General features: G+C 67.1%; 23 protein-coding genes. 13 read left to right on the top strand and 10 right to left on the bottom strand.

The genetic code is table 11. The features are described 5' to 3' along the window. Positions 1–50 precede the first annotated feature (50 nt). Genes purL through ACIQC9_RS02280 form a run of 3 tightly spaced genes read left to right on the top strand, consistent with a single transcriptional unit; the run spans position 51 to position 4,152 of the window. On the top strand, positions 51–2,249 hold the full coding sequence (purL, locus tag ACIQC9_RS02290; RefSeq protein WP_400611996.1) for a phosphoribosylformylglycinamidine synthase subunit PurL: 2,199 nt from the start codon (positions 51–53) through the stop codon (positions 2,247–2,249). A gap of 17 nt (positions 2,250–2,266) precedes the next feature. Further along, complete coding sequence (locus ACIQC9_RS02285; RefSeq protein WP_400611995.1) at positions 2,267–2,695, top strand: DUF305 domain-containing protein; 429 nt, start codon at positions 2,267–2,269, stop codon at positions 2,693–2,695. A 44-nt stretch (positions 2,696–2,739) separates the two neighbouring features. Further along, complete coding sequence (locus ACIQC9_RS02280; protein WP_400611994.1) at positions 2,740–4,152, top strand: cytochrome P450; 1,413 nt, start codon at positions 2,740–2,742, stop codon at positions 4,150–4,152. On the opposite strand, the gene ACIQC9_RS02275 is transcribed toward ACIQC9_RS02280, so the two are convergent. The 3 genes from ACIQC9_RS02275 to ACIQC9_RS02265 form a co-directional block, all read right to left on the bottom strand. Beyond that, on the bottom strand, positions 4,134–4,970 hold the full coding sequence (locus tag ACIQC9_RS02275; protein ID WP_400611993.1) for a DUF5694 domain-containing protein: 837 nt from the start codon (positions 4,968–4,970) through the stop codon (positions 4,134–4,136). The genes ACIQC9_RS02280 and ACIQC9_RS02275 overlap by 19 nt on opposite strands. 119 nt (positions 4,971–5,089) lie before the next feature. After that, positions 5,090–5,401 (bottom strand): BlaI/MecI/CopY family transcriptional regulator, encoded by a 312-nt coding sequence (locus ACIQC9_RS02270; protein WP_400611992.1) that lies wholly within the window; start codon positions 5,399–5,401, stop codon positions 5,090–5,092. A 2-nt stretch (positions 5,402–5,403) separates the two neighbouring features. Beyond that, positions 5,404–5,856, bottom strand: coding sequence for a MotA/TolQ/ExbB proton channel family protein (locus ACIQC9_RS02265; protein WP_400611991.1), 453 nt, complete (start codon positions 5,854–5,856; stop codon positions 5,404–5,406). 98 nt (positions 5,857–5,954) lie between these two features. On the opposite strand from ACIQC9_RS02265, the gene ACIQC9_RS02260 reads away from it, so the two are divergent. Continuing rightward, positions 5,955–6,146 (top strand): hypothetical protein, encoded by a 192-nt coding sequence (locus ACIQC9_RS02260; RefSeq protein WP_400611990.1) that lies wholly within the window; start codon positions 5,955–5,957, stop codon positions 6,144–6,146. A 3-nt stretch (positions 6,147–6,149) separates the two neighbouring features. Here ACIQC9_RS02260 and ACIQC9_RS02255 read toward each other — a convergent pair whose 3' ends face one another. From ACIQC9_RS02255 to ACIQC9_RS02240, 4 genes are all read right to left on the bottom strand, one after another. Then, entirely contained in the window at positions 6,150–6,974 is an 825-nt protein-coding gene (locus tag ACIQC9_RS02255) for a YmdB family metallophosphoesterase (RefSeq protein ID WP_400611989.1), read from the bottom strand. Beyond that, complete coding sequence (locus ACIQC9_RS02250; RefSeq protein WP_400611988.1) at positions 6,971–7,516, bottom strand: 5-formyltetrahydrofolate cyclo-ligase; 546 nt, start codon at positions 7,514–7,516, stop codon at positions 6,971–6,973. The genes ACIQC9_RS02255 and ACIQC9_RS02250 overlap by 4 nt, the downstream gene beginning before the upstream one ends. Before the next feature lie 324 nt (positions 7,517–7,840). After that, positions 7,841–8,149: a cell division protein ZapA gene (locus ACIQC9_RS02245; RefSeq protein ID WP_400611987.1), complete on the bottom strand. Its 309-nt coding sequence runs from the start codon at positions 8,147–8,149 to the stop codon at positions 7,841–7,843. Further along, positions 8,149–8,406: a hypothetical protein gene (locus ACIQC9_RS02240; RefSeq protein WP_400611986.1), complete on the bottom strand. Its 258-nt coding sequence runs from the start codon at positions 8,404–8,406 to the stop codon at positions 8,149–8,151. The genes ACIQC9_RS02245 and ACIQC9_RS02240 overlap by 1 nt, the downstream gene beginning before the upstream one ends. Before the next feature lie 98 nt (positions 8,407–8,504). On the opposite strand from ACIQC9_RS02240, the gene tkt reads away from it, so the two are divergent. The 3 genes from tkt to purT are packed head-to-tail and all read left to right on the top strand — an operon-like array spanning position 8,505 to position 12,095. Then, positions 8,505–10,499, top strand: a complete 1,995-nt coding sequence (gene tkt, locus ACIQC9_RS02235) for a transketolase (RefSeq protein WP_400611985.1) — start codon at positions 8,505–8,507, stop codon at positions 10,497–10,499. Between the two features lie 6 nt (positions 10,500–10,505). Beyond that, complete coding sequence (locus ACIQC9_RS02230) at positions 10,506–10,895, top strand: VOC family protein (protein WP_400611984.1); 390 nt, start codon at positions 10,506–10,508, stop codon at positions 10,893–10,895. A 3-nt stretch (positions 10,896–10,898) separates the two neighbouring features. Further along, on the top strand, positions 10,899–12,095 hold the full coding sequence (gene purT, locus ACIQC9_RS02225) for a formate-dependent phosphoribosylglycinamide formyltransferase (RefSeq protein ID WP_400611983.1): 1,197 nt from the start codon (positions 10,899–10,901) through the stop codon (positions 12,093–12,095). Here the strand turns inward: purT and ACIQC9_RS02220 are convergent. Further along, positions 12,092–13,315 carry a S41 family peptidase gene (locus ACIQC9_RS02220; RefSeq protein WP_400611982.1) on the bottom strand — a complete coding sequence of 408 codons (1,224 nt, stop codon included), beginning with the start codon at positions 13,313–13,315 and terminating at the stop codon, positions 12,092–12,094. The genes purT and ACIQC9_RS02220 overlap by 4 nt on opposite strands. Then, positions 13,312–14,418 (bottom strand): S41 family peptidase, encoded by a 1,107-nt coding sequence (locus ACIQC9_RS02215; protein ID WP_400611981.1) that lies wholly within the window; start codon positions 14,416–14,418, stop codon positions 13,312–13,314. The genes ACIQC9_RS02220 and ACIQC9_RS02215 overlap by 4 nt, the downstream gene beginning before the upstream one ends. Positions 14,419–14,756: 338 nt before the next feature. Between ACIQC9_RS02215 and ACIQC9_RS02210 the strand changes: the two genes are divergently transcribed. The 6 genes from ACIQC9_RS02210 to ACIQC9_RS02185 all read left to right on the top strand — a co-directional run bounded on the left by ACIQC9_RS02210 (position 14,757) and on the right by ACIQC9_RS02185 (position 22,469). Further along, a complete protein-coding gene (locus ACIQC9_RS02210; RefSeq protein ID WP_400611980.1) occupies positions 14,757–15,473 on the top strand; it encodes a response regulator in 717 nt (238 codons plus the stop codon). Continuing rightward, positions 15,470–16,990, top strand: coding sequence for an ATP-binding protein (locus tag ACIQC9_RS02205; RefSeq protein ID WP_400611979.1), 1,521 nt, complete (start codon positions 15,470–15,472; stop codon positions 16,988–16,990). Before ACIQC9_RS02210 ends, ACIQC9_RS02205 begins: the two co-directional genes overlap by 4 nt. Positions 16,991–17,144: 154 nt before the next feature. Continuing rightward, a complete protein-coding gene (locus ACIQC9_RS02200; protein WP_400611978.1) occupies positions 17,145–18,680 on the top strand; it encodes a glycosyl hydrolase family 18 protein in 1,536 nt (511 codons plus the stop codon). Positions 18,681–18,804: 124 nt separating this feature from the next. Continuing rightward, positions 18,805–19,812, top strand: a complete 1,008-nt coding sequence (gap, locus tag ACIQC9_RS02195; RefSeq protein ID WP_400611977.1) for a type I glyceraldehyde-3-phosphate dehydrogenase — start codon at positions 18,805–18,807, stop codon at positions 19,810–19,812. 317 nt (positions 19,813–20,129) lie between these two features. Next, on the top strand, positions 20,130–21,326 hold the full coding sequence (locus tag ACIQC9_RS02190; RefSeq protein WP_400611976.1) for a phosphoglycerate kinase: 1,197 nt from the start codon (positions 20,130–20,132) through the stop codon (positions 21,324–21,326). A gap of 117 nt (positions 21,327–21,443) precedes the next feature. Next, on the top strand, positions 21,444–22,469 hold the full coding sequence (locus ACIQC9_RS02185) for a class I fructose-bisphosphate aldolase (RefSeq protein ID WP_400611975.1): 1,026 nt from the start codon (positions 21,444–21,446) through the stop codon (positions 22,467–22,469). Between the two features lie 7 nt (positions 22,470–22,476). Here ACIQC9_RS02185 and ACIQC9_RS02180 read toward each other — a convergent pair whose 3' ends face one another. Further along, on the bottom strand, positions 22,477–22,905 hold the full coding sequence (locus tag ACIQC9_RS02180) for a hypothetical protein (RefSeq protein WP_400611974.1): 429 nt from the start codon (positions 22,903–22,905) through the stop codon (positions 22,477–22,479). Between the last annotated feature and the right edge of the window lie 50 nt (positions 22,906–22,955).

Here is a 22,955-nt window from a genome sequence, read left to right as displayed (position 1 = left end):
ACGCCGTTCCCGGTTACGTTTCGCGCCGAGTCCCGCTATGACGCCCGGCCATGAGCGCTCCTGAAAAGTCCATGGCCGAACTGGCCGCCGAATACGGCCTCGCCCCGAACGAATATCAGGTCGTCCTCGACCGGCTGGGCCGGGAGCCCAACCATGTCGAACTGGGCGTCTTCTCGGTGATGTGGTCCGAGCACTGCTCGTACAAGTCGTCGAAGATCCACCTCGGCAAGTTCCCGACCAAGGGATCACGCGTGATCTGCGGACCGGGCGAAAACGCCGGCGTCATCGACATCGACGACGGCGACGCCTGCATCTTCAAGATGGAGAGCCACAACCACCCCAGCTTCATCGAGCCCTATCAGGGCGCGGCGACGGGCGTGGGCGGCATCATGCGCGACGTGTTCACCATGGGCGCGAGGCCTGTTGCGCTACTGAACGCCCTGCGCTTCGGCGATATCAGCCATGAAAAGACGAAGCGGCTGGTGTCGGGCGTGGTCTCGGGCATCGGCGGCTATGGCAACTGCGTGGGCGTGCCGACGGTGGCGGGCGAGACCAACTTCCACGCCGGTTACAACGGCAACATCCTGGTCAATGCCATGTGCGTGGGTCTGGCGAAGGCGGACAGCATTTTCTACTCGGCCGCACCCTCGTCGGGGCTGTCGGTCGTCTATTTCGGGTCCAAGACGGGCCGCGACGGCATCCATGGCGCGACCATGTCCTCGGCGGAGTTCGACGACGAGTCCGAGAGCAAGCGCCCGACCGTACAGGTGGGCGACCCCTTCGCCGAGAAGCTGCTGATCGAGGCGACGCTGGAGCTGATGGCGTCGGGCGCGGTGGCCGCCATTCAGGACATGGGCGCCGCAGGCCTGACCTCATCGTCGGTCGAGATGGCCGGCAAGGGCGGCGTCGGCATCGAACTGAACATGGACGCCGTGCCGCAGCGCGAAGAGGGCATGTCCGCCTATGAGATGATGTTGTCGGAAAGCCAGGAGCGGATGCTGGCGGTGCTGAAGCCCGGCCGGGAGGAAGACGGCTATCGCATCTTCGAGAAGTGGGGTCTGGACGCCGCCGTGATCGGCAAGACCACAGACACCGGCCGTCTGGTGCTGAACCATCATGGCGAGGTCGTCTGCGACGTGCCGCTGGCCCCGCTGTTCGACGACGCGCCCCTGTACGACCGTCCGTGGGTCCAGCCGGAACTTCAGCCACGCCTGACGCCGGCCGAGGTTCCCGCCCCCGACAGCTGGGTCGATGCGGTGATCAAGGTGCTGACCTGCCCCGACATGGCGTCCAAGCGCTGGATCTGGGAGCAGTACGACCGGCACGTCATGGCCGACACCCTGCATGACTCCGCCACCGGCGCGGACGCGGGCGTGGTGCGGGTGCATGGGACGGACAAGGGTCTGGCGGTGACCAGCGACTGCACCCCCCGCTATGTGCTGAACGACCCTTATGAAGGCGGCAAGCAGTGCGTGGCCGAGGCTTGGCGCAACCTGACAGCCGTGGGTTCGCAGCCCATCGCCATCACCGACAACCTGAACTTCGGCAACCCGCAGCGGCCCGAGATCATGGGCCAGATCGTGCGCGCCATCGACGGCATGGCCGAGGCCTGCCGCGAGCTGGACTTCCCGGTCGTGAGCGGCAACGTCAGCCTCTATAACGAGACCAACGGCGCGGCCATTCCGCCGACCCCGACGGTCGGCGCTGTTGGCCTGCTGACCAACTACGACACCGTCACCGGCTTCGGCGGGATGGTCGAGGGCGACGTACTGGTGCTCATCGGCGAGACCCATGGCGAACTGGGCGCGTCCATCTATCTGCGCGAGGTACTGGGTCGTGAAGACGGCGCGCCGCCGCCGGTGGACCTGAAGCTGGAGCGCAAGACCGGCGACTTCGTGCGCGGCCTGATCGAGAGCGGCGACCTTACCTGCGTGCACGACCTGTCGGACGGCGGCCTGATCGGGGCGGCGGCGGACATCGCGCTGGCCTCGGACGTGGGGATCGAGCTGGACGCCACCTCGCCCACCCACGCCCACCTGTTCCTGTTCGGCGAGGATCAGGCCCGATATCTGGTCGGCGTGTCCGACCCGACCGACCTGATCGCGAAGGCGCAGGCCGCCGGTCTACACGCCTCGGTCGTCGGCCGGGCCAGGGGCCGCGACTTCATGTCCGGCGAGCTGTTCCGGCTTCCGCTGGATCATCTGCGCGAGATGCACGAGGGTTGGATGCCGGGCTGGATCGCCGGCTGATTGACCGGAGACCCGCGATGCGCACGCCGTTCCTGATGGCCGCCCTGCTTCTGCTGACCGCCTGCGACGGCGGCGGCGATCCGGTGCAACAGGCTCTGCGCGATACCTCGAGCGCCAACCACGCGGCCGCGACGAAGACGACGGAAGAAGCCGCCGTCGACCACGCCGCCATGGGACACGGCGCCGGAGCCACGCCGGGCGATCAGGCCTTCGCCGCGTCTGAAGCCGAGATGCACCGGCGCATGGGCGCGGCGTCCGGCGAGACCGTGGATCAGGCCTACATCGCCAAGATGATCGAGCACCACCGCGGCGCCGTCGCCATGGCCGAGGTGGCGCTGAAGGAGTCCCGCGACCCGGAGGTCCGACGCATGGCGCAGGTGGTCGTGGACAGCCAGACCCGCGAGATCGCCGAGATGCAGGCCTGGAAGCCGACCGCGGCGCAATGAGGCGCCGCCTTCCGGAGGCCGTGATCGGTACCTAGGTTCCTTCCATGGCCGACGGTTCTCCCGCGTTTCGCCCATGGACCCCGCCCCGGCGCGACAAGCCGCTGGGCCTGCTTCCATTTCTCTGGATCAGCTGGCGCGATCCGCTCGGCATGTGGTCGAACCGGCACTTCCGGGAGCCACAGCTGCACGGCACTTCGGCGCTGGGCGAGATCGTGGTGGTCAGCCATCCCGAAGGCGTCCGGCACGTGCTGTCGGCCAACGCCGCCAACTATGAAAAGGGCGCCCTGCAGCGCCGTGTGCTGGGCCCCATGCTGGCCGAGGGCCTGCTGCTGACAGAGGGCGACGCGTGGCGGCGCGTCCGGCGGATACTGGCGCCGCTGTTCACGCCAGCGCGGACCGCGACCATGACCGGGCGCATGGCGGCCAGTGCGGTCGCGCGAGTGGAGGGCTGGCGGCTGGATTTCGGCCCGCGCGTGCTGAACATGGACACGGAGATGTCCGGCCTGACGTTCGACATCCTGTCGGCGACCCTGTTCTCGGACCAACTGGATGGAGACGCCAAGGGCTTCGAGCAGGCTCTGAACAGCTATCTGTCGCTGGCCGCGCGGATCGATCCGCTGGACGTGCTGGGCGCGCCGGACTGGGCGCCGCGTCTGGGTCGGCTGACCGGAGCGGGCGCCGGCCGGTTCTTCGAGCGCAGGGTGTCCGCGCTGGTGACCCGACGACGGGCCCAGATCGAGGCTGGAGAGACCGTCGAGGACGATCTGCTGACCGCCCTGCTGACGGCGCGCGACGAGGATGGCGGCGACGGCCTGAGCGACCGCGAGGTGGCGTCGAACGTACTGACATTTATCCTCGCGGGGCACGAGACCACGGCGCGGACGCTGGGCTGGGCGCTGCATCTGATCTCGCGAGCGCCCGAGGTGGCGGCGCGGCTTCGGGATGAGGCGGACGGCTTTGACGTCAGCGCGCCCGACTGGGCCGAACGCCTGCCGTGGACGCGGGCGGTGATCGAGGAGTCGATGCGCCTGTTCCCGCCCGCCCCCACCCTTGCCCGCAAGGCTCTGGGGCCGGACGAGATCGGCGGCGAGGCGGTCGGGGCCGGCGCCACCGTGCTGATTTCGCCCTGGGTGCTGCACCGGCACGAGGCGTTGTGGGAAGCGCCCGACGAGTTCCGGCCCGAGCGCTTCCTGCCGGAAAACCGCAAGGCCATCGATCGCTGGACCTACATCCCGTTCAGCGCGGGACCACGCGTCTGCATCGGCGCCGCCTTCGCCATGAACGAAGCGATGATCGCGCTGGCGACCATTCTGAAAGGCGCGGAGGTCGAGGCGGTCTCATCCCTCGAGCCTCGCCCGGTTCACCAGATCACCCTGCGCAGTCGGCGACCGATCCTGCTGAAACTGCGTCAGCGGACACAGGATCAGTCGCCGCCGGATCAGTCTTCCGTCAGATAATCGTTCGGCTCGACCAGACGGAAGCCCGGCGTGCTGGAGGCGAAGTGGCGCAGCCAGTAGCTGTGTCCCGCGCCGAACATCAGAACGATGCGATCCCCGGGGCGGGCGACGCTCATCAGCTTGGCCCAGATGATGGCGTTGCGGGTGTACCACCGCCCGTTCAGCTCGGCGCCCGGCCATTGGTCGCCTCCGCCGAACTGGTTGAACCGGTTGTAGTAGAGGCCGTTGCCGGTCGAGAGCGGATTGCCCGGCCGGTTGACCTCGGCCAGAAGCGCGCCAAGCGTTTCGGTGCGCTGCCGCTCCTGGAGCTGGGCGAGGAAGCCCTTGACCTCGTCCCCCATGGCCGCGAGTTGATCGCCACGATCATGCGACTGGGCCCAGCCTACGACTTCGCCATAGGGGAAGTAGGACGGCTTGCCCTCGGCGTCCTTCTCATCGACGGCATAGACCCGCGTCACATCCGCCAGCCGGGCGAGGCGATAGCCGATCTGCACCCGCTCGTTGGCGTCGGTCGTCAGCGTCGCGGGATCGAAGCCTGCGAAGTCGCGGTCCACCATGGTCGTCTGATCGGCCGCGACCTTTTCCAGCGCCAGGGCGGTCGGCCGAAAACGGCTCAGGTCCTCCGCGATCCGCTGGAGCTGGGTCTGCTTCTCAGGCGTGGTGACCGGATCGATCCGGATGTTGTGAACGTCCCGGCCGGGATTGTTCAGGTGGGGGGCGCCCAGCACCATCACCTCGATCACGTCAGTCGACGGGGTTTGGGCCAAGGCGAGGGTCGGCGTGAGAAGGGCCAGAAGAACGGCCGCGATCTTGATCATGTGTCTAACCTCCATTGTCGCGGATAGAGGCCGCGTCTGGTCGACACGGATGCAGGAGCCGAGGTTAAACCGCATCTATGAAGCGGTAGTCAGACGGAAATTCGGGGCCTGCCTCGCCGTCAACGCTCCGTCAGATGAGCCGCAAGCGCCGCGCGATCCCCGCCGAACAGGCGATCGACCAGGGTCTGAACCTCGCCATCGACATAGGTCTGCCGGTCGATCTGCGGATGGTAGAGCTGTCGTCCGTCCGCCTTCTCCGACTTCACCGCACCCTTCTGCATCAAGCGATGCAGAAGGGTCTTGATCGTGGCGTCGCCCCACGGGTTCCCGGCCTTCACCTCTTCGATCAGCGACGCGGCGGAGAGAGGGCCCAGCCGCCAAAGGGCGGCCAGAACCGCACTTTCGGCCTCGGTTACGGCGATCCGGGCCATGATCAGGCCCTGAGAACCGTGCGGTCGATGCGCGCCTCGACGACCCAGTTGCAGATCACGGCGACCACGCCGGCGATCAGGCCGAGCACGAACAGGAAGGCGGCCTCGGCCACCCCGGGCGCGAGCACGGCGTAGGACACGTCGCCCACATTCGCGATGCCGATATTGATCATCAGTGTATTGAAGGCCGCGCCCAGCAGGCCGATCAGGGGGCCGCCGAGGCGGAGCGCCTGAAGAAAGGTGGAGCCGCCGGAAAGGCTCGGTCCCGACAGGACTTTCCGAACCGCCACGACAATCGCCGCCAGAGTCGCAATGATCAGCAGGAACATGACCAACTTCATGACCGGCGCCGCGTCGAAGAAGATCGTGGTCGGGGTCAGGCGTCCGGCAGCCAGGGCAACGCAGGGGACCGCGAGAGCACCGACGGTGACCGCAGTAAGTGAAGACACGCGCATGAAAGCCTCGAGGATTACGTTTGTAATCTGCTAAGATTACGTGTGTAATATCTCCTGTCAAGCCTCGGTGAAGGCCTGCTGTTGAGAGGAAACGTCCGATGGCTGATCAACGCATCCTGCGCAGACGGCATGGATCCAATGGCCGTCGCGCTTCGCGCTATGTTAGCGAGCGGATCGAGACCGTGATCGTCGTTGGTTTGGCCCTGCTGGTCCTGGTCTATGGCGGGAGCGCCATGGCGCAGGTTCTGCTTGGGATGGGCAGGATGACGCTCGCCGTCCTGCGCGGCTGACCATCAGTCGACGACGGGGATCGCCTGGCTGAGCCGCCCGCCGACGCGGATCGGCTCGACCCGCACAGCCAGTCCCGTGCGGTCGTCGGTCTCGACATAGACGCCGCAGACGGTCGCCGATCCGTGGGCCGGGGTATAGCGACCACCGGACAGGCGCGTCGTGAAGCGCCGCAGCGGCTCTTCCTTCTCGTTGCCGATCACCGAGTCATAGTCGCAGCAGCCGCCGGCGTCGGTCTGATAGGCCGTGCCGCCGGGCAGGATCTGGCAGTCGGCCGTGGGCACGTGGGTGTGGGTGCCGACGACAAGACTGGCTCGCCCGTCGCAGAAGTGGCCCATGGCCATCTTCTCCGAGGTCGCCTCGCAATGCATGTCGACGATGATGGCGTCCGCCGCCATGCCAAGTGGGCAGGCCGCAAGCTCCTTCTCGACGGCGCCGAACGGGTCGTCGACGGCGTCCATGTGGATGCGGCCGAGCGCGTTCATGACCAGCACAGTCTTGCCGGAGTGGGTCTCGAACAGGTTGGCCCCGGCCCCGGGCGCGTCCATCAGGCGCGGATAGTTCAACGGCCGGATCAGGCGCGGCTCACGGACGATGTAGGTCAGGGCCTCGCGCTGGTCCCAGCTGTGGTTGCCCAGCGTCAGGCAGTCCGCGCCAGCCATGAACAGCTCGCGCGCCGTGTTCTCCGTGATGCCGAAGCCGCCGGCCGCGTTCTCGGCGTTGATGACCACGAAGTCGAGCTTGAGGTCGCGCTTCAGGCCCGGCAGGTGATCGCTCAGTCCGTCCCGGCCGGACTTGCCAACCACATCGCCGAAAAACGCCAGTCTCATGGGAGGGCTCTATAGCCCTTCTCGGTCAGAACGCCATGCAGACGGATGTCGTGGGGCTCGACCTCCAGCCGTTCGACCTCCTGCCCGGCATAGGCGAAGCCGATGCGGATCGCATGCGGCACAACGGCGAAGGTCCGGTCGTAATACCCGCCCCCCTGCCCCAGCCGCGCGCCCGTCGCGTCGAAGGCCAGCAGCGGGGTCAGGATCAGATCGGGCGTGAGCGTCCCGGCCAGAGGCAGGGGCGCGGGGATGCCGGCGTCGTCCAGCTCAAGCGGTTCACCCGGCGACCATCGGCGGAACAGCATCGCCTCGTCCCGCTCGACTACCACGGGAAGGCAGAGGGTGCGGCCGGCGCGTTCGAGCGCCAACGACAGGGCGTCCATGTCCAGCTCCGACCCGATGGCGCGATAGACGGCGACCGTATCGCCGGCCGGCAGGGCGTCCGCTTGCTCCGCTGCCCGTGACGCCGCTTCGGGATCCAGCCCGGCCAGCCGCTTGCGCTCGGCCCGCATCGTCGCCCGAAGCTCGTGCTTGTCGGTCATGGGAAGCGCTCAAGCCGCGTGGAGCACGCTGCACAGCGGTAGCGCGAGCACACTCTTCGCTCAAGCAGCGAGAGACCGCGTCGCGAGCGATAGCGACAGAAAGGAAGAGGTTGGCGGCGCCGCAAGAACCGTGAAGGACGTTTAAATCCTCTCGACCTGGGTAGCCAGGTGGGCTCCGTGTGCCCGGGCCCTCGAGCCCAAACAGGGACAGATCCCTTCGAGTGAATTAAGGTCGCGAGGAAATGTTGCCTTCGACGAGGGCCGCAGCAGGACCCGCCATCGAGCAAGATAGTCCTTCCGCCGGGGCGGAACAATGGCGCGGGCTCAGAGACCCTGGACGATCTTCTCCAGCCGCGCGGCGACGGCGTTCAGCGCCTCGGCCACGCCGTCAGGAGCCGGCAACGACGGCGGGGTGTCGGGCGCGCCGTTCTGGCGAAGTTCATGCAGCTCGTCGGCCAGCAGCAAGGCGGCCATCAGGAAAAGCCGAAGGTCGCCGACATGGCCGACCTGACCCGCGACCGACTGGACGTGCTCGTTGAACTGGCGGGCGAGCATGCCGACCCGCTCTTCCTGGCCATCGGCGCAACCCACAGCGTAGGGGCGGCCGTTGATCTCGACCGTGACCGTGGCCATCAGCGCGCCTCCTGCTCGGCCAGCGTATCGCGGATGGCGTCGGCGGCGCGGGACAGGGCTTCGGCGGCGTCGCGGCCGGCGGACTCCAGATCGTGGATGCGGGCGCGGTCGGTCTCGCTTGAGGGCTGAGGCGCAAAGAGGTCGTCATCGGGCGTGCGCACCTGACCCGCGGCCTTGCTCTTCAGCTCAAGCAGCCGCCGTTCAAGAAGCGCCAGGGCGCGGTCCACGCGATCCTTTGCGGCCGATGCAGCGTCCATTCGGTCACTTACCTCCAGAATCCGTATAGAACCCGCCCGCGCGTCGGGGTAAAGCGGCGCGCCTCCCTTTTTCCGCCTCCCGACGAAAGGTCTCGTCCGTGACCGACGCCAAAGCCGTATCCGAAAAGGCCACACCGAAGCAGATGGCGGACGCGATCCGCGTACTGGCTATGGATGGCGTCGAAAAGGCGAAGAGCGGCCACCCCGGCATGCCGATGGGCATGGCCGATGTGGCGACGGTGCTGTTCTCGAAGTTCATGAAGTTCGACGCCAGCCGCCCCGACTGGGCGGACCGGGACCGGTTCATCCTGTCGGCGGGCCACGGGTCGATGCTGATCTACGCCCTGCTGCACCTGACCGGGTACAAGGCGGCGACCAAGGAAGAGCTGTCGAACTTCCGTCAGTGGGGCTCGAAGACCGCCGGCCACCCGGAGTACGGCCACATGCCGGGCGTCGAGGTCACCACCGGCCCGCTGGGTCAGGGTCTGGCCACCTCGGTGGGCTTCGCGCTGGCCGAGCGTCATCTGGCCGCGAAGTACGGCGACGACCTCGTGGATCACCGGACGTGGGTCGTGGCGGGCGACGGCTGTCTGATGGAGGGCGTGTCGCAGGAGGCGATCGCGCTGGCCGGCCGCCTGAAGCTGAACAAGCTGACTGTCCTGTGGGATGACAACGAGATCACGATCGACGGCAAGGTGTCGCTGTCGGACGCCACCGACCAGAAGGCGCGCTTCAAGGCCGCCGGTTGGGCCGTAAAGGCTGTCGACGGTCACGACATGAAGGCGATCAAGTCGGCGCTGCAGTGGGCGACGAAACAGGACAAGCCGGTCCTGCTGGCCTGCAAGACCAAGATCGGCAGGGGCGCCGCCACCATGGAAGGCAGCCACAAGACCCACGGCGCGGCGCTGGGGGCGGCCGAGGTCGCCGCGACCCGACTGGGTCTCGCCTGGGATCACGATCCGTTCGAACTGCCCGAGGCCATCGAGAAGGCCTGGCGCAAGGTCGGCCGTCGCGGCGCCAAGGACCGCAAGGCGTGGGAAGCCCGTCTGGCCGCCTCGAAACAGGCCGCCGACTTCACGCGCGCCATGAAGGGCGACCTGCCCGAGGGGGCCTTCGCCAAGCTGGACGCGAAGATCGCCGAGCTGGTCGAGACCCAGCCGGCGCAGGCCACCCGCCAGTCGTCGGGGGCCGCATTGGACGAGCTGTTCGCGGCCGTGCCCGAACTGGTCGGCGGCTCGGCCGATCTGACCGGCTCGAACAACACCTTCGTCAAGGACACGCCGATCCTCGACGCGCCGACCTACGAGGGCCGGTACGTCAACTATGGCATCCGCGAGTTCGGCATGGCCGCGGCCATGAATGGTCTGGCGCTGCACGGCGGCGTCATCCCCTACGGCGGCACCTTCATGGTCTTCGCCGACTACAGTCGTCCGGCGATCCGGCTCGGCGCGCTGATGGGCGTGCGGGTGATCCACGTCCTGACCCATGACTCCATAGGTCTGGGCGAGGATGGCCCGACCCACCAGCCGGTCGAGCATCTGGCGGCCCTGCGGGCCATCCCGAACCTGCTGGTCTTCCGCCCCGCGGACACCATCGAAGCGATGGAGTGCTGGAAGCTGGCGCTGGAGCACAAGGACAAGCCGTCGGCCCTGGCCCTGTCGCGCCAGAAAACCGCCGCCGTGCGAACGGTCGCTTCATCGGAAAACCTGTCCGGCAAGGGCGCCTATGAGCTGCGCGCCGCCAACGGCGAGGCGAAGGTCACCCTGTTCGCCACCGGCACCGAGGTCCCCTTGGCGCTCGCCGCCGCCGATCGACTGGAAGCCAACAACACTCCGACCCGCGTGGTCTCGGTTCCCTGCTTCGAGCTCTTCTTCCAGCAGCCGAAAGCCTATCAGGACAGCGTCATTGGCCGCGGGACGGTTCGCGTCGCCGTCGAGGCCGCGATCCAGCAGGGCTGGGAGCGGTTCATCGGCGAGGATGGCGCCTTCGTGGGCATGACCGGCTTCGGCGCCTCGGCGCCGGCCGAGGTGCTGTACGAGAAGTTCGGCATCACCACCGACGCGATCGTCGCGGCGGCGAAGGCCCGGCTCTAGGCGTCCATGCCTCACCTCGCCGCGCTCAGCCTGCTGGTCCGCGACTACGACGAGGCCATCGCCTTCTATGTCGGCAAGCTGGGCTTTGATCTCAGCGAGGACACTGACATGGGCGGTGGGAAGCGCTGGGTTCGTGTGACGCCCAAGGGAGGTCAGACCTCGCTGTTGCTCGCCCGCGCGACGGACGACGCCCAACAGGTCCGTGTCGGCGACCAGTCCGGCGGACGGGTGTGGCTGTTTCTCCAGACCGACGACTTCGCAAGGGACCATGCGGCTTTCGTCGCCGCAGGGGTGCATTTCCGGGAAGCGCCGCGGCATGAGCCGTACGGCGTGGTCGCGGTGTTCGAAGACCTGTACGGCAACGGCTGGGACCTGATCGAGCCCGCGGGAGTCTGACCGATGAAACTTGGCACGCCGCTTTCCGACTCCGCCGTCCGGGTGATGCTTCTGGGCGCCGGCGAACTGGGCAAGGAGGTGGCGATCGAGCTGCAGCGCCTCGGCGTCGAGGTCATCGCCGTCGATCGCTATCCCAACGCCCCGGCGATGCAGGTGGCGCACCGCAGCCACGTGATCCCGATGACCGACCCGCAGGTGCTGAACGGCGTCATCATGGCCGAAGCGCCGCACATCATCGTGCCCGAGATCGAGGCTATCGCGACGGATGTGCTGGCGCGGATCGAGGAGGCCGGGCTGGCCACAGTGATCCCGACGGCGCGCGCGACACAGCTGACCATGAACCGCGAAGGCATCCGGCGGCTGGCGGCCGAGGAGCTGGGTCTGCCGACCAGCCCGTACGCCTTCGCATCGTCGGCGGAAGACCTTGCCGAAGCCGCGGATCGGATCGGCCTGCCGGTCTTCGTAAAGCCTGTGATGTCGTCGTCCGGCAAGGGCCAGTCCTTCGTCGAGAATGCGGACGAGACAGCCGACGCCTGGGCCTACGCCCAGTCCGGCGGGCGCGTGGAGACCGCGGCCGTCATCGTCGAGGGCCGCATCGACTTCGAGTTCGAGATCACCCTGCTGACCGTCCGGTCAAAGGCGGCGGACGGCTCGATCCGCACCGATTTCTGCGCCCCGATCGGCCATCGGCAGGTCAAGGGAGACTATGTCGAGAGCTGGCAGCCGCAGGCCATGACCGCCACGGCGTTGGCGGCGGCTCAGGACATCGCCGGCAAGGTCACGGGTGCGCTCGGCGGTCTGGGCGTGTTCGGCGTCGAGCTGTTCGTGAAGGGCGACGAGGTCTGGTTCTCGGAAGTCTCGCCCCGTCCCCACGACACGGGACTGGTGACGCTGGCCACCCAGACCATGAGCGAGTTCGCCCTGCACACGCGCGCCATCCTCGGCCTGCCGGTCGACGTCAGCCAGCGCGACGTCGGCGCCAGCGCAGTCATCTACGGCGGAATGGAAGCTCAGGGGGTCGCCTTCGAGGGCGTGGCCGAGGCTCTGGCGGTTCCGACCGCGGACCTGCGCCTGTTCGGCAAGCCGGAAGCTTTCGAGCGCCGCCGTATGGGCGTGGCGACCGCACGGGGCGACACCACCGATCAGGCCCGGGAGCGGGCGCGCGAGGCGGCCGGCAGGATCAGGGTCGTCACCAGCTAGGGCGCCAGCAGTGCGGACGCCGCAGCCTCCAGCGCCGGATCACGGCCCGCCCGCTGATCCTCCAGCGCCGGCTCCACAACCAGATCGGGCGTGACCCCGACTCCCTCCAGCAGTCGCCGTTGCTGACCGGTCAGCACGGTCCGGATGCTCAGGTTCATCTCGCCGCCGTCGGGCAGGTTGATCGGGCGCGATCCGATCACCGCGCCGGCGCTCGTCTGGCCGACGACTGGCCCCCGACCGGTTTCCTGCAGCAGAGCTGCGAGGAGCTCGGATGCGCTGCCCGATCCCGGCCCGATCAGCGCCGCCACTGGCCCCTCCCAGATGCGTTCGGCCGGCGCCGTGTGCAGCATCAGGTTCACGAAGCGACCTTTGAGGAGCATGTAGTCCATGCGCTTGCGATAGAAGCGTGCGGACACATCGCCCAACACGGCGGCAAGCCCGCCCTGATTTTCCCGCAGGTCCAGTACGATCGCTTTCGGAGGATCGGCGATTGCGGCGTCCATCTGATCCTGCAACCAGCCAAGGCTCAGCCGGTCGAAGTTATTGAACCGAAGGACCAGCACGCCATCGTCGCGACGTACGGCTTCCTGTCGAGCGCGAGGCTCCAGAATCGCAGGCGTGATCGTCAGATGTTGCTCGGCGCCGTTCTCGTCCTCAAAGACGAAGGCGTCGGACCGATCGATCCGGGGCACGACAGGATGCATGGGGCCTTCGCCGTTCACCCTGACCAGACGCCAGCCGACCTGAACGCCCGCCGGGCTCGCAGGTCCGTCTGCCCGGACCCGTGTGACCAGGAACTCATCGCCCCGACGGACTGCGGTGAAACCGTAACTCACGCCGGACTGGCCTGTCCGGGCCGCCTCTTGCCTCGCCCGCGTCGTCGGAGAGGTTACCGAGGTGTGGCGGTCGTCCAGGTCATCGACCAGCGCCGAAAGAACTCCATAAAAGGACTCCTCCGTGGGCCGCGACACGGCGGCCGCCCGGGCGGCCGCCCGCATGGCGGGCCAGTCATGTCCGTTGAAGGCCGGGTCGTAGTAATGCCTCTCGATCCACCCGGTCGCAGCGTCGAACACACGGGCGTTCAGGACGGTCCGCTCGGGCGAGGCGTCGGCCACAACGACCGGCGGCGGCAGGATGCCTTCCTGTGCATATGGAAGAGTCTGGCAGGCGGCGAGAGCCCAGAGGAAGGCAAAGGAGAGAAGGCCCTTCAGAAGCCTCATGGCGCCTCGACGCGAACCGCGGCGGCAGCGGACAGGGCGGCGACGGCGGCGTCAAGCGCGGCATCGACGCCGCGACCGCGGTCTTCACGAGTGGCCATGGCGGTCACATCCGGCGTCACCCCGCGCTTCTCCAGCCGCACGCCGCCCGAGGTGACGAAGTCCGCCCGGCTGAGGGTCAGGCGGCCGCCGTCCGGCAGCCGCGTCTCCTGTGAGATAAGAACAGCGCCCGCGGTCGGCTGACCCACGACGACCGCGCGTCCGGCTTCCTGAAGCGCGGCGGGGGTCAGCTCCGCCGCGCTGCGGCTCTCCCTGTCGACGAGGACGGCGACCGGGTTGGCGACCGGACCGTTGAGGCTTCCGCAACCGCCGCCCGTTCGCAGGACGAAATGCCGCCCCGACCTTGCGGTGCGGGTGGCCCAGGCGCGGTTCGATGGCAGGAAGCAGCTCAGCACGGCGTCCGCTTCCGAAAGACGGCCGCCGGGGTTGCCGCGCAGATCCACTACGATGTCGGTCGCGGGGTCAAGTCCGGTCAGTTGCTGGCCCATCCAGCGCCCCAGCCCCGGCTCGAAGCCCTCGACCTTCAGCACCATGACGCCCGGACGCGACCGGTCGGCCGTAAATGCGGGCTGGGGTTCCATCATGCGGGGCGAAAGCGTGGTGGGGCGCGCGGCGCCGTCGGCGTCGACAAAGGCGAGGGTGACGGCTTCTCCCTCGACCACATCCATTTCAGGAACCCAGCTGCCTTCGGCGCTGACATCCAGTCGCCAGCCCTCCGTCACACCCGCCTCCTCCGCGGGTGAGTTGGGCCTTACGGCTTCAACCGTATAGCTGTCGCGGCCTTCGTCGCGTCGCAGCACGACCCCGATCGCCGCGCGTCTCTGACGCAGGGTGTCGCTGCGTCGCGCCATGGCGGGCGCGGCGACGGAGGCGTGATCGTCGTCGAGCAGGTCCAGCATCCGGCCGAGAACCCGGTACAGGGCCCGGTCGTCCGTCGCCGCGAGCGCCTCGGGGCGATAGGATCGACGCGCCTCTTCCCAGTCTACCCCATGCAAGCGGGCGTCGTAGTACTGGTTGCGGACCTCGTTCCAGACGGCGTCGAACACCCGGCGGTTGGTTTCACCACGATCGTTCGAAACCTCAGCTCTGGCGGGCGCACCCCTGTCGCCCGAAACCGCAGCTGAAGGCGGCGCAGCGAGCGCAAGGCACGCGACAAGCGTCGCCAAAAGACCTGACCGCCACTGACCTGTCCGCATTCGCCGAACGTAGGACAGCGGATCAGTGGCTGGCAATGTTCGATCTCCGGGCCGCGCCCTTCAGGATCCGACTGTATGGCTCGCGTCCGACCGTCGAGCTTCGTCGACTTGTGTCCGCCTTCCAGCCGGGCGAGATTTTGTTTCACCGCTGAAATGATGGCGGCGAATTTGTCGTTCAGGATGGGTCGATGAGCAATGACGACGCCGCCCGCATCCTCGTGGTCGATGACGATCCGGGCATCCGGGAGGTCCTGACCGACTATCTCTCACAGCACGGCTACGATGCTGTGGGAGCGGCCTCGGCCGCGGAAATGGATCGCGCCATGGCGGCGCGGACGCCCGACCTGATTGTGCTGGACCTGATGATGCCGGGCGAGGACGGGCTGTCCGTCATCCGCCGGCTGTCGGGCACGGGCGGGCCGCCGGTCGTGATGCTCAGCGCCATGGGCGAAGAAACGGACCGCATCATCGGGCTGGAACTGGGCGCAGACGACTATCTGGCAAAGCCCTGCAATCCGAGGGAGTTGCTGGCCCGGGTTCGCGCGGTCCTGCGTCGACCGCGGGAGGGTGCGGCAAAATCCGGCCCCGCCCTGACCTTCGCCGGCTGGCGGCTGGACCTTTTGCGCAGGGAGCTGTCGCGTCCGGACGGCCGGAATGTCGGCCTGTCGGCGGGCGAGTTCGCGCTGCTGAAGGCGTTCGCGGAGTCGGCGCGGCGTGTCCTGACCCGCGAACAGTTGCTGGATCGCGCCCGCAGCGCGGACAGCGAAGTCTTCGACCGCGCCGTCGACGTCCAGATCAGCCGCCTGCGGAAGAAGCTGGATGATGGCTCAGGTCTCGAGATGATCCAGACGCGGCGTGGCGAGGGCTATATCTTCGACGTGCGCGTCGACAAGGTCGGCGCGTGAAACGTCCCTCTGCCCTTCCAATCTGGGTTCAGGTGGCGACGTTGGCGGTGTTCGCCGTCGTCATGAGCCAGGCTGTGGCGTTTGGCGTTGTTGTGCTGTCGCCCGAGCCGAAACCGACCGGCTTCACTGTCGAACAGGCTGCCGCAGCTCTGAGGGGCGAGCCCGCCGAAACCAGCGATGGCCGGCCCTTGAAGCGCCGCCTTACAAGCGCGCTCCCCATGTTCGACAAGGGCCAATCTAACCCGCCAGAGCGCGAAGTCGGCGTGCTGTCCAACATGATCAGGGATGGGCTGGTGGAGCAACTTCAGGTCTCGAAGGACCGGGTTCAAGTGAGGTCGTCTCCTCCAGAGAGCCGCATAACACTCACTGGCAATGCATCGAACATGATGGTCCTCAGATCATCACCGGTCCGCCCGGGTCGTCCACAGACTCACACGATTCAATCCGCCGAGCGCCCGTCCGCGGCTTCACAGAACTTGCCCATCGTGTTGCAGGGCGCGTTGAACCGGGCACAAGGTCCTGATGCGCCTCGTCGGATCGAGCGTGTCACAATCCTCTCCAACAATCTGACCTTTCCGCCTTTCTCCGCCGCGCTGAAACTCGATGACGGGCGATGGGCGGTTGTGGAGCCACCTCGCGGCTGGCTGGCCCCCTGGCAAAAGCGGCTCTTGCTCGGGTTCGGCATTTCGATGCTGCTGCTGGCGCCGCTGGTCTGGTGGATGGGGCGTCGTCTGACGCGTCCCATCCGGGTGTTCGCCGATGCAGCCGCGCGGCTGGGAGCGGACCCCGAGGCGGCTCCCCTGCCGGCGACCGGTCCAAGCGAGGTCCGCACCGCGATCACGGCCTTCAACGACATGCAGGGGTCTCTTCGGGACCACGTCCGCAAACGGACCCAGACCGTCGCGGCGATCGCTCACGACCTCCGTACACCCCTGACCCGCCTGCGCTTCCGCGCAGAACAGGCGCCGGACCCTGTCCGCGACCGTATGGCCGCCGATATCGAGGAAATGGACGCCCTGATCGGTCAGGCCATGGCCTATGTGCGCGGTGAAACGCCATCCGAACGGCGCGAGCGGTTCGATCTGGCGGATCTGGCCGCCGATTGCGTTCAGGGCTTTTCGGAGACGGGCACGGATGTGACCTTCATCCGCGACGCCTACCTGCCCGTCGACGGCGATCCGGCGGCTCTGCGACGAGCGTTGACCAATCTGATCGGCAACGCCGTGAAGTTCGCCGGCGCTGCGCGTGTCACGGCCGAACGGGTCGAGCAGGCGCCCGTCATACGCATCGAGGACGACGGGCCCGGCCTCCCGGACGCGGAGCTCGAGGCTGTGTTCGACCCCTTCCACCGCGGCGAGGCGTCGCGCAACCGCGAGACGGGCGGCGCCGGTCTCGGCCTTACCGTGGCGCGTCAGGCCGCCCGGGCGCATGGCGGCGATGTGATTGTGCGCAACCGGTCCGGCGGCGGACTGGAAGCCCTACTCAGGCTGGATTCGACGGCGACAAACAACGCCTGAAGCTTGGCCGGAGGCCTGCGACGAGCGCCGACCTGGCTGCGACCAGGGTGGTCGAACGCGTCCGCCCTGGAGCGCATTGTCGGTACACGCCCCCTCCGCCCAACGACCTTTCAGGGACGTGTACAGTATGTTTCGGTTTGCCGTTGTTCTTGGTGTGGCCCTCACCTTGGCGGGGTGTGGCGGCGGTGGAGGTTCTGGCGGGGAGCAATCTCCACCGGAACCTCCGGCGCAACAGGTCCAGATCAACGTCACGCCGACGACGGCGACTATCGCTGCCTCAGCGACGCAACAGTTCACCTGCACGGTCACCGGATCAGCGAATACCCAATGCAACTGGAGCGTCGAGGGCGGCGCGGCCAATGGCGCGATCAGCGCGACCGGCCTTTACACCGCACCGACGGTCGCGGGGACCTATCAGATCAGAGCGGCCAGCGCCGCCGAGACAAGCCGCAGCGCAACCGCGGCCATCACGGTCACCGCCGCGCCCCAGACCACGACCAGACCTTGGGTAACCGGCTACTACGCCGGCTACGACTGGCACACCTATGAGCCGCATCTGGTCGACATGACCACGATGACTCACTTCGTCTTCGCCCGCGTGGCGCCGGGTGGCGGCACCTTGCAAGGCGCGCCCGGCACGGTTCAGTTGGGCGCGGTGTCGGCCCAACAACATGCCGGTTCTCCATATGGCTCCCAGACCGTTGAGCAGTACGCTGTGTCTCGCGCGCATGCCGCCGGGGCCAAGGCGCTCCTCATGCTTGGCGGCGTGGGTGACGGGGCAGGCTTCTATGCATCAACCGCCAACGGCATCCGGGCCACCTTCGTCCGTCGACTCGTCGACTACATGGTGGCGCAGGACTACGACGGCATCGACGTCGACTGGGAAGACTATCTGAGCTCCCCGAACGACCGGAACATTCCGGAAGCCGAAGCCCGCCGCCGATTGATGGCGCTGATCACTGATCTTCGGGCGGAAGCCAACTCCCGGCCGCGATATCAGGGCGCAGGACGTCAGGTGATCATCACCTTCCCGTGGTACCCCAAGAACATCAACTTCCTCGAGCCCGGGGGCCGGGTTGAGCAGTGGGAAGCCGACGTCGCCAATATGGTCGATCAGTTCAATCTGATGAGCTACGGCATCGGCACCGCGTACAATGCTCCCGGCTGGCAGTCGTGGCTGAGCGGCCCGATTTACGGCGCGAGCCCAACGACTCCGTATGATCTGGACACCAGCGTGAAAGCCTACGTCGCGACCGGCGTGCCCCGCAGCAAGATCGGCATCGGCATCGGCCTGTTCGGCATCTACTATACGCCGGACATCCAGAGGCCCCGCCAGAACCTGAGCGCTACTACCCAACTCATCCTGAACGATGGGCCTCTGGCCTATAACGAACTGCACAAGCTCGGCTTCCTGACTCAGGGAGACTATACCTTCGACCCTGACTTCCAGGTCGGATATCGTAGTTATCCCCTCGATGACTACCCCGGAGGATATAACCCCGCGGAATGGCCCGATGCCGTCGGCATGCTCTCTTACGAGAATGAAGATTCCATCCGCGCCAAGGGGGCATGGGTCCGCAATCCGGCGACGGCGGTGGGCGGGACCATTATCTGGACCATCAACTACGGCTGGCTCGCGAACCAGACCAATCCCCTGATGGCCGAGGTGAAGCGCAGCTTCCTGCAGTAGAAAGCTGCGCTTCACGTCGAAGCGTTACAGTTCATCACGCCATGTTACAGGCGCGGGGTTGAATCCGGCGGCGCGGAGTTCCATTGAAGCGCCAATCCCAACGCGCCTCCCAGGAGCTCTACCCATGACCGTCCGCGTCGCCATCAACGGCTTCGGCCGCATCGGCCGTCTTGTCCTTCGCTCGATCGTCGAACATGGCCGCAAGGACATCGAGGTCGTGGCGATCAACGATCTGGGTCCAGTGGAAACCAACGCCCACCTGTTTCGCTATGACAGCGTTCACGGCCGCTTCCCCGGCACGGTGACCTCGGGCGAGGACTGGATCGACGTGGGCACGGGCAAGATCCGCGTCACGGCCGAGCGGGATCCCTCGAAGCTGCCGCACGCCGATCTTGGCGTCGATATCGCGTTCGAATGCACCGGCATCTTCACCGCGAAGGACAAGGCCTCGGCCCACCTGACCGCCGGCGCCAAGCGCGTGCTGGTGTCGGCTCCTGCCGACGGCGCAGACAAGACCATCGTCTACAAGGTCAACCACGAGACCCTGACCACCGACGACATCGTCGTGTCCAATGGCTCTTGCACCACCAACGCTCTCGCCCCGGTCGCCAAGGTCCTGCACGACCTGTTCGGCATCGAGCGCGGTTACATGACCACGATCCACAGCTACACCGGCGACCAGCCGACGCTGGATACGATGCACAAGGACCTGTACCGCGCCCGCGCCGCCGGCCTGTCCATGATCCCGACCTCGACCGGCGCGGCCAAGGCGCTGGGTCTGGTTCTGCCGGAACTGAAGGGCAAGCTGGACGGCTCCTCGATCCGCGTCCCGACCCCGAACGTTTCGGTCGTTGACCTGAAGGTCGTCGCCGGTCGCGAGGTGACCGTCGAGGAAATCAACGCCGCGCTTCAGGCCGCCGCTGACGGACCCATGAAGGACGTGCTGGCCGTGACCACCGACCCGCTGGTCTCGCACGACATCAACCACATCGCCGCCTCCTCCACGGCCGCCCTGCCCCAGACCCAGGTCGTCGACGGCAAGCTGGCCCGCGTGCTGAGCTGGTACGACAACGAATGGGGCTTCGCGACGCGGATGGCGGACACGGCGCTGGTGATGGCGAAGTTCCTCTAGGATGCGATGGGCGCTGGCGACCCTTCTGGTACTATCAGCGCCCATCACTCTCTACGCGTTGTTGTTCCTGCCGAGCACCGTAGCGGGCGTTTTGACGACGGAGGGAAGAGCTCACGTCGATTGGAGAGGCGCATGGATCTGTTTCGTCGCCCCTGCAGTCTGGTTGTTCGGGCTCTATCGATGCTTCCGCGGTTCAGCGCTGTGTAACCGTGTGATCAGCATTCTGCTGTTGCTGACCTTGGCGGCAGGCGCCGTCGTTAGCCTCGTTCTGATATACGGCCTGTGGTCGTGGGGTAGACCTTGAACTGGATGCTTGGATGACCTTCCGAACCCTCGATGACGCAGGCCCCCTCGCGGGCAAGACCGCCCTCGTCCGCGTGGACTTCAATGTCCCGATGGAGGACGGCCGGATCACGGACGACACCCGCCTGCGCGTGGCCTTGCCGACGATCCAGAAGCTACGCGACGCCGGGGCCAAGGTCGCTCTCATGGCCCACTTCGACCGGCCCAAGGGTCAGCGCGTTCCGTCCATGAGTCTGCAGCCGCTGGTGCGGCCACTGTCCGATCTGCTCGGCGCGCCCGTACGTTTCGCTGAAGACTGCATCGGCGACGCCGCCAAGGCCGTGATTTCCGACCTCGACGCCGGCGGCGTGGCCCTGCTGGAGAACGTCCGCTTCCACCCAGGCGAAGAGAAGAACGACCCCGCCTTTGCCCGCCAACTGGCTGAGTTCGGCGACATCTACGTCAACGACGCCTTCTCCGCCGCCCACCGCGCCCACGCCTCGACCGAGGGCCTCGCCCGCCTGCTGCCTGCCTACGCCGGCGAGTCCATGCGCCGCGAGCTGGACGCTCTGGACGCCGCCCTCGGCAATCCGCAGAAGCCCGTCATCGGCATCGTCGGCGGCGCCAAGGTCTCGACCAAGCTGGACCTGCTGAAGAACCTCGTCGGCAAGCTGGACCGTCTCGCCATCGGCGGCGGCATGGCAAACACCTTCCTGTTCGCTCAGGGGATCGATATCGGCGGCTCGCTGGCCGAAAAGGACATGGCCGACACCGCTCGCGAGATCATGGCCGAGGCGAAGGTCAAGGGCTGCGAACTGCTGCTGCCCGTCGACCTCGTAGTCTCAACCGAGGTCAAGCCGGGCGCCGCTTCCCGTACCGTCAAGGCTGGCGACGCCCTGTCGGCCGACGACAAGATTCTGGATGCCGGTCCTGAAACGATCGCCCGCCTCACCGCCGCCATGGACGCCTCGAAAACGCTGATCTGGAACGGACCGCTGGGCGTTTTCGAAGTGCCGCCCTTCGACGCCGCTACCGTCGCGGCCGCGAAGCATGCCGCTGAGCTCGCCAAGGCCGGCAAGCTGGTCGCCGTCGCGGGCGGCGGCGACACGGTCTCCGCCCTGAACCATGCAAGGAAGGCCGACGACATGACCTTTGTGTCCACCGCAGGCGGCGCCTTCCTCGAATGGATGGAGGGCAAGCCTCTGCCCGGCGTCGAGGCGCTGAACGTCTGACGTGGCCGCGCGGCAACGCTGGCGGGGCTAGCGTCGCGCGTCTGTAACATTGCGTGACTTTCCGGCGACTCCGGACTAAAGCACCGCGCAACAAACAGTCGGCATCAGGAGGCTTCAATGGATCTGGCGGCGCTCAACGCGGTGGCCCAGCAGATGGTCACGCCCGGCAAGGGCATCCTCGCGGCCGACGAGTCCACCGGCACCATCAAGAAGCGCTTCGACGCCATCGGTGTGGAGAACACCGAGGAGAACCGCCGCGACTATCGCGAGCTGATGTTCCGCGCCGAACAGACGATGCGCGAGCACATCTCCGGCGTCATCCTGTTCGAGGAGACCCTGTATCAGGACGCCGCCGACGGCACGCCGCTGGTCGATCTGATCACCGCCGCGGGCTCGATCCCGGGCATCAAGGTCGACAAGGGCGCGTCCAAGATGGCCGGCTTCCCCGGCGAGACGGCGACCAAGGGCCTCGACGGGCTATCCAAGCGTCTGCGCGCCCACTACGAGCGCGGCGCGCGCTTCGCCAAATGGCGCGGCGTCATCGACATCGCCGACGGCATCCCGAGCTGGGGCGCCATCAAGACCAATGCTCACGCCTTGGCCCGCTACGCCCGCATCTGCCAGCAGGAGCAGATCGTTCCGATCGTCGAGCCCGAGGTGCTGATGGACGGCGCCCACGACATCGCCCGCTGTGACGAAGTCACCCGTCAGGTGCTGCAGGCCGTTTTCAACGAACTGTCGGAACAGCGCGTCGCGCTGGAAGGGATCGTGCTGAAGCCCAACATGGTCATATCGGGCAAGGGCAGCGTTCGTCAGGCTAGCATCGAAGAAGTCGCCGAACGCACCATCGCCGCGCTGAAGGCGACCGTCCCTTCAGCCGTTCCTGGCATCGCCTACCTCTCGGGCGGCCAGACGGATGAACAGGCCACCGCCCATCTCGACGCCATGAACCGCATTGGCGGCTTCCCGTGGAAGATGACCTTCTCGTACGGCCGCGCCCTTCAGGCCGCGCCGCAACGCGCCTGGTCGGGCAAGGCCGAGAATGTCGCCAAGGCCCAGGCCGCCTTCCACCACCGCGCCCGCATGAACGGCCTCGCCTCTCTGGGCCAGTGGGAATCAAAGCTGGAAAAGAAGGCGGCCTGAGACCGCCCTATTGCTCCCGGCGCGCGCGTACCGAGCGCGCGCCGTTGACACTCAGCATATAGCTGCCCATCGCAGCCTCGCGAATGCGCACAGATTGGCCAGCCCTCGGTGTGCCGGAAATCTGTTCGCTGTCGATCTGCCGCCAGACCGACCCGTCCGCCAGCGTGAAGACCCATGCTCCCCGCCCCTGCTGTCGCGCGGACGCCAAGGTCGTTTCCAGCGCCTCGACCTTCGCTTCGCCCGGACGGTCGAACAGGCTCAGTGAACCGACGTTGAACCCGAACAGCCTGTTGCGGGCTTCTCGCACCTGATCCCGGTCGACCACCGTCACTTCACCCGTGCGTTCGGCCGCGTCCAGCGCTTCCACGGCGCGGTCGTAACATGCCAGTCGCGCAACCGCCTCCGGGATCGTTTTGCACTCGATCACACCGGTCAAAGCGGGCGCCCGCTGCTGGGACTGAGCATGGGCGAAAGGCGAATACAGAA

The organism is Brevundimonas sp. NPDC092305, from assembly GCF_044755415.1.
GTDB lineage: Bacteria > Pseudomonadota > Alphaproteobacteria > Caulobacterales > Caulobacteraceae > Brevundimonas.
Note: the sequence above shows the minus strand (reverse complement) of the source record. Positions and strands in the feature narration are given on the sequence as shown.

Bases quoted from the DNA above. Each gene is read 5' to 3' on its own strand.
- ACIQC9_RS02220 (WP_400611982.1), bottom strand. From the start codon at position 13,315: ATGAGGCTTCTGAAGGGCCTTCTCTCCTTTGCCTTCCTCTGGGCTCTC.
- ACIQC9_RS02240 (WP_400611986.1), bottom strand. From the start codon at position 8,406: ATGGACGCTGCATCGGCCGCAAAGGATCGCGTGGACCGCGCCCTGGCG.
- ACIQC9_RS02210 (WP_400611980.1), top strand. From the start codon at position 14,757: ATGAGCAATGACGACGCCGCCCGCATCCTCGTGGTCGATGACGATCCG.
- purT (WP_400611983.1), top strand. From the start codon at position 10,899: ATGAAACTTGGCACGCCGCTTTCCGACTCCGCCGTCCGGGTGATGCTT.
- ACIQC9_RS02230 (WP_400611984.1), top strand. From the start codon at position 10,506: ATGCCTCACCTCGCCGCGCTCAGCCTGCTGGTCCGCGACTACGACGAG.
- ACIQC9_RS02275 (WP_400611993.1), bottom strand. From the start codon at position 4,970: ATGATCAAGATCGCGGCCGTTCTTCTGGCCCTTCTCACGCCGACCCTC.
- ACIQC9_RS02270 (WP_400611992.1), bottom strand. From the start codon at position 5,401: ATGGCCCGGATCGCCGTAACCGAGGCCGAAAGTGCGGTTCTGGCCGCC.
- ACIQC9_RS02260 (WP_400611990.1), top strand. From the start codon at position 5,955: ATGGCTGATCAACGCATCCTGCGCAGACGGCATGGATCCAATGGCCGT.
- ACIQC9_RS02190 (WP_400611976.1), top strand. From the start codon at position 20,130: ATGACCTTCCGAACCCTCGATGACGCAGGCCCCCTCGCGGGCAAGACC.
- ACIQC9_RS02285 (WP_400611995.1), top strand. From the start codon at position 2,267: ATGCGCACGCCGTTCCTGATGGCCGCCCTGCTTCTGCTGACCGCCTGC.
- ACIQC9_RS02185 (WP_400611975.1), top strand. From the start codon at position 21,444: ATGGATCTGGCGGCGCTCAACGCGGTGGCCCAGCAGATGGTCACGCCC.
- ACIQC9_RS02245 (WP_400611987.1), bottom strand. From the start codon at position 8,149: ATGGCCACGGTCACGGTCGAGATCAACGGCCGCCCCTACGCTGTGGGT.
- gap (WP_400611977.1), top strand. From the start codon at position 18,805: ATGACCGTCCGCGTCGCCATCAACGGCTTCGGCCGCATCGGCCGTCTT.
- purL (WP_400611996.1), top strand. From the start codon at position 51: ATGAGCGCTCCTGAAAAGTCCATGGCCGAACTGGCCGCCGAATACGGC.
- ACIQC9_RS02250 (WP_400611988.1), bottom strand. From the start codon at position 7,516: ATGACCGACAAGCACGAGCTTCGGGCGACGATGCGGGCCGAGCGCAAG.
- ACIQC9_RS02265 (WP_400611991.1), bottom strand. From the start codon at position 5,856: ATGCGCGTGTCTTCACTTACTGCGGTCACCGTCGGTGCTCTCGCGGTC.
- ACIQC9_RS02280 (WP_400611994.1), top strand. From the start codon at position 2,740: ATGGCCGACGGTTCTCCCGCGTTTCGCCCATGGACCCCGCCCCGGCGC.
- ACIQC9_RS02255 (WP_400611989.1), bottom strand. From the start codon at position 6,974: ATGAGACTGGCGTTTTTCGGCGATGTGGTTGGCAAGTCCGGCCGGGAC.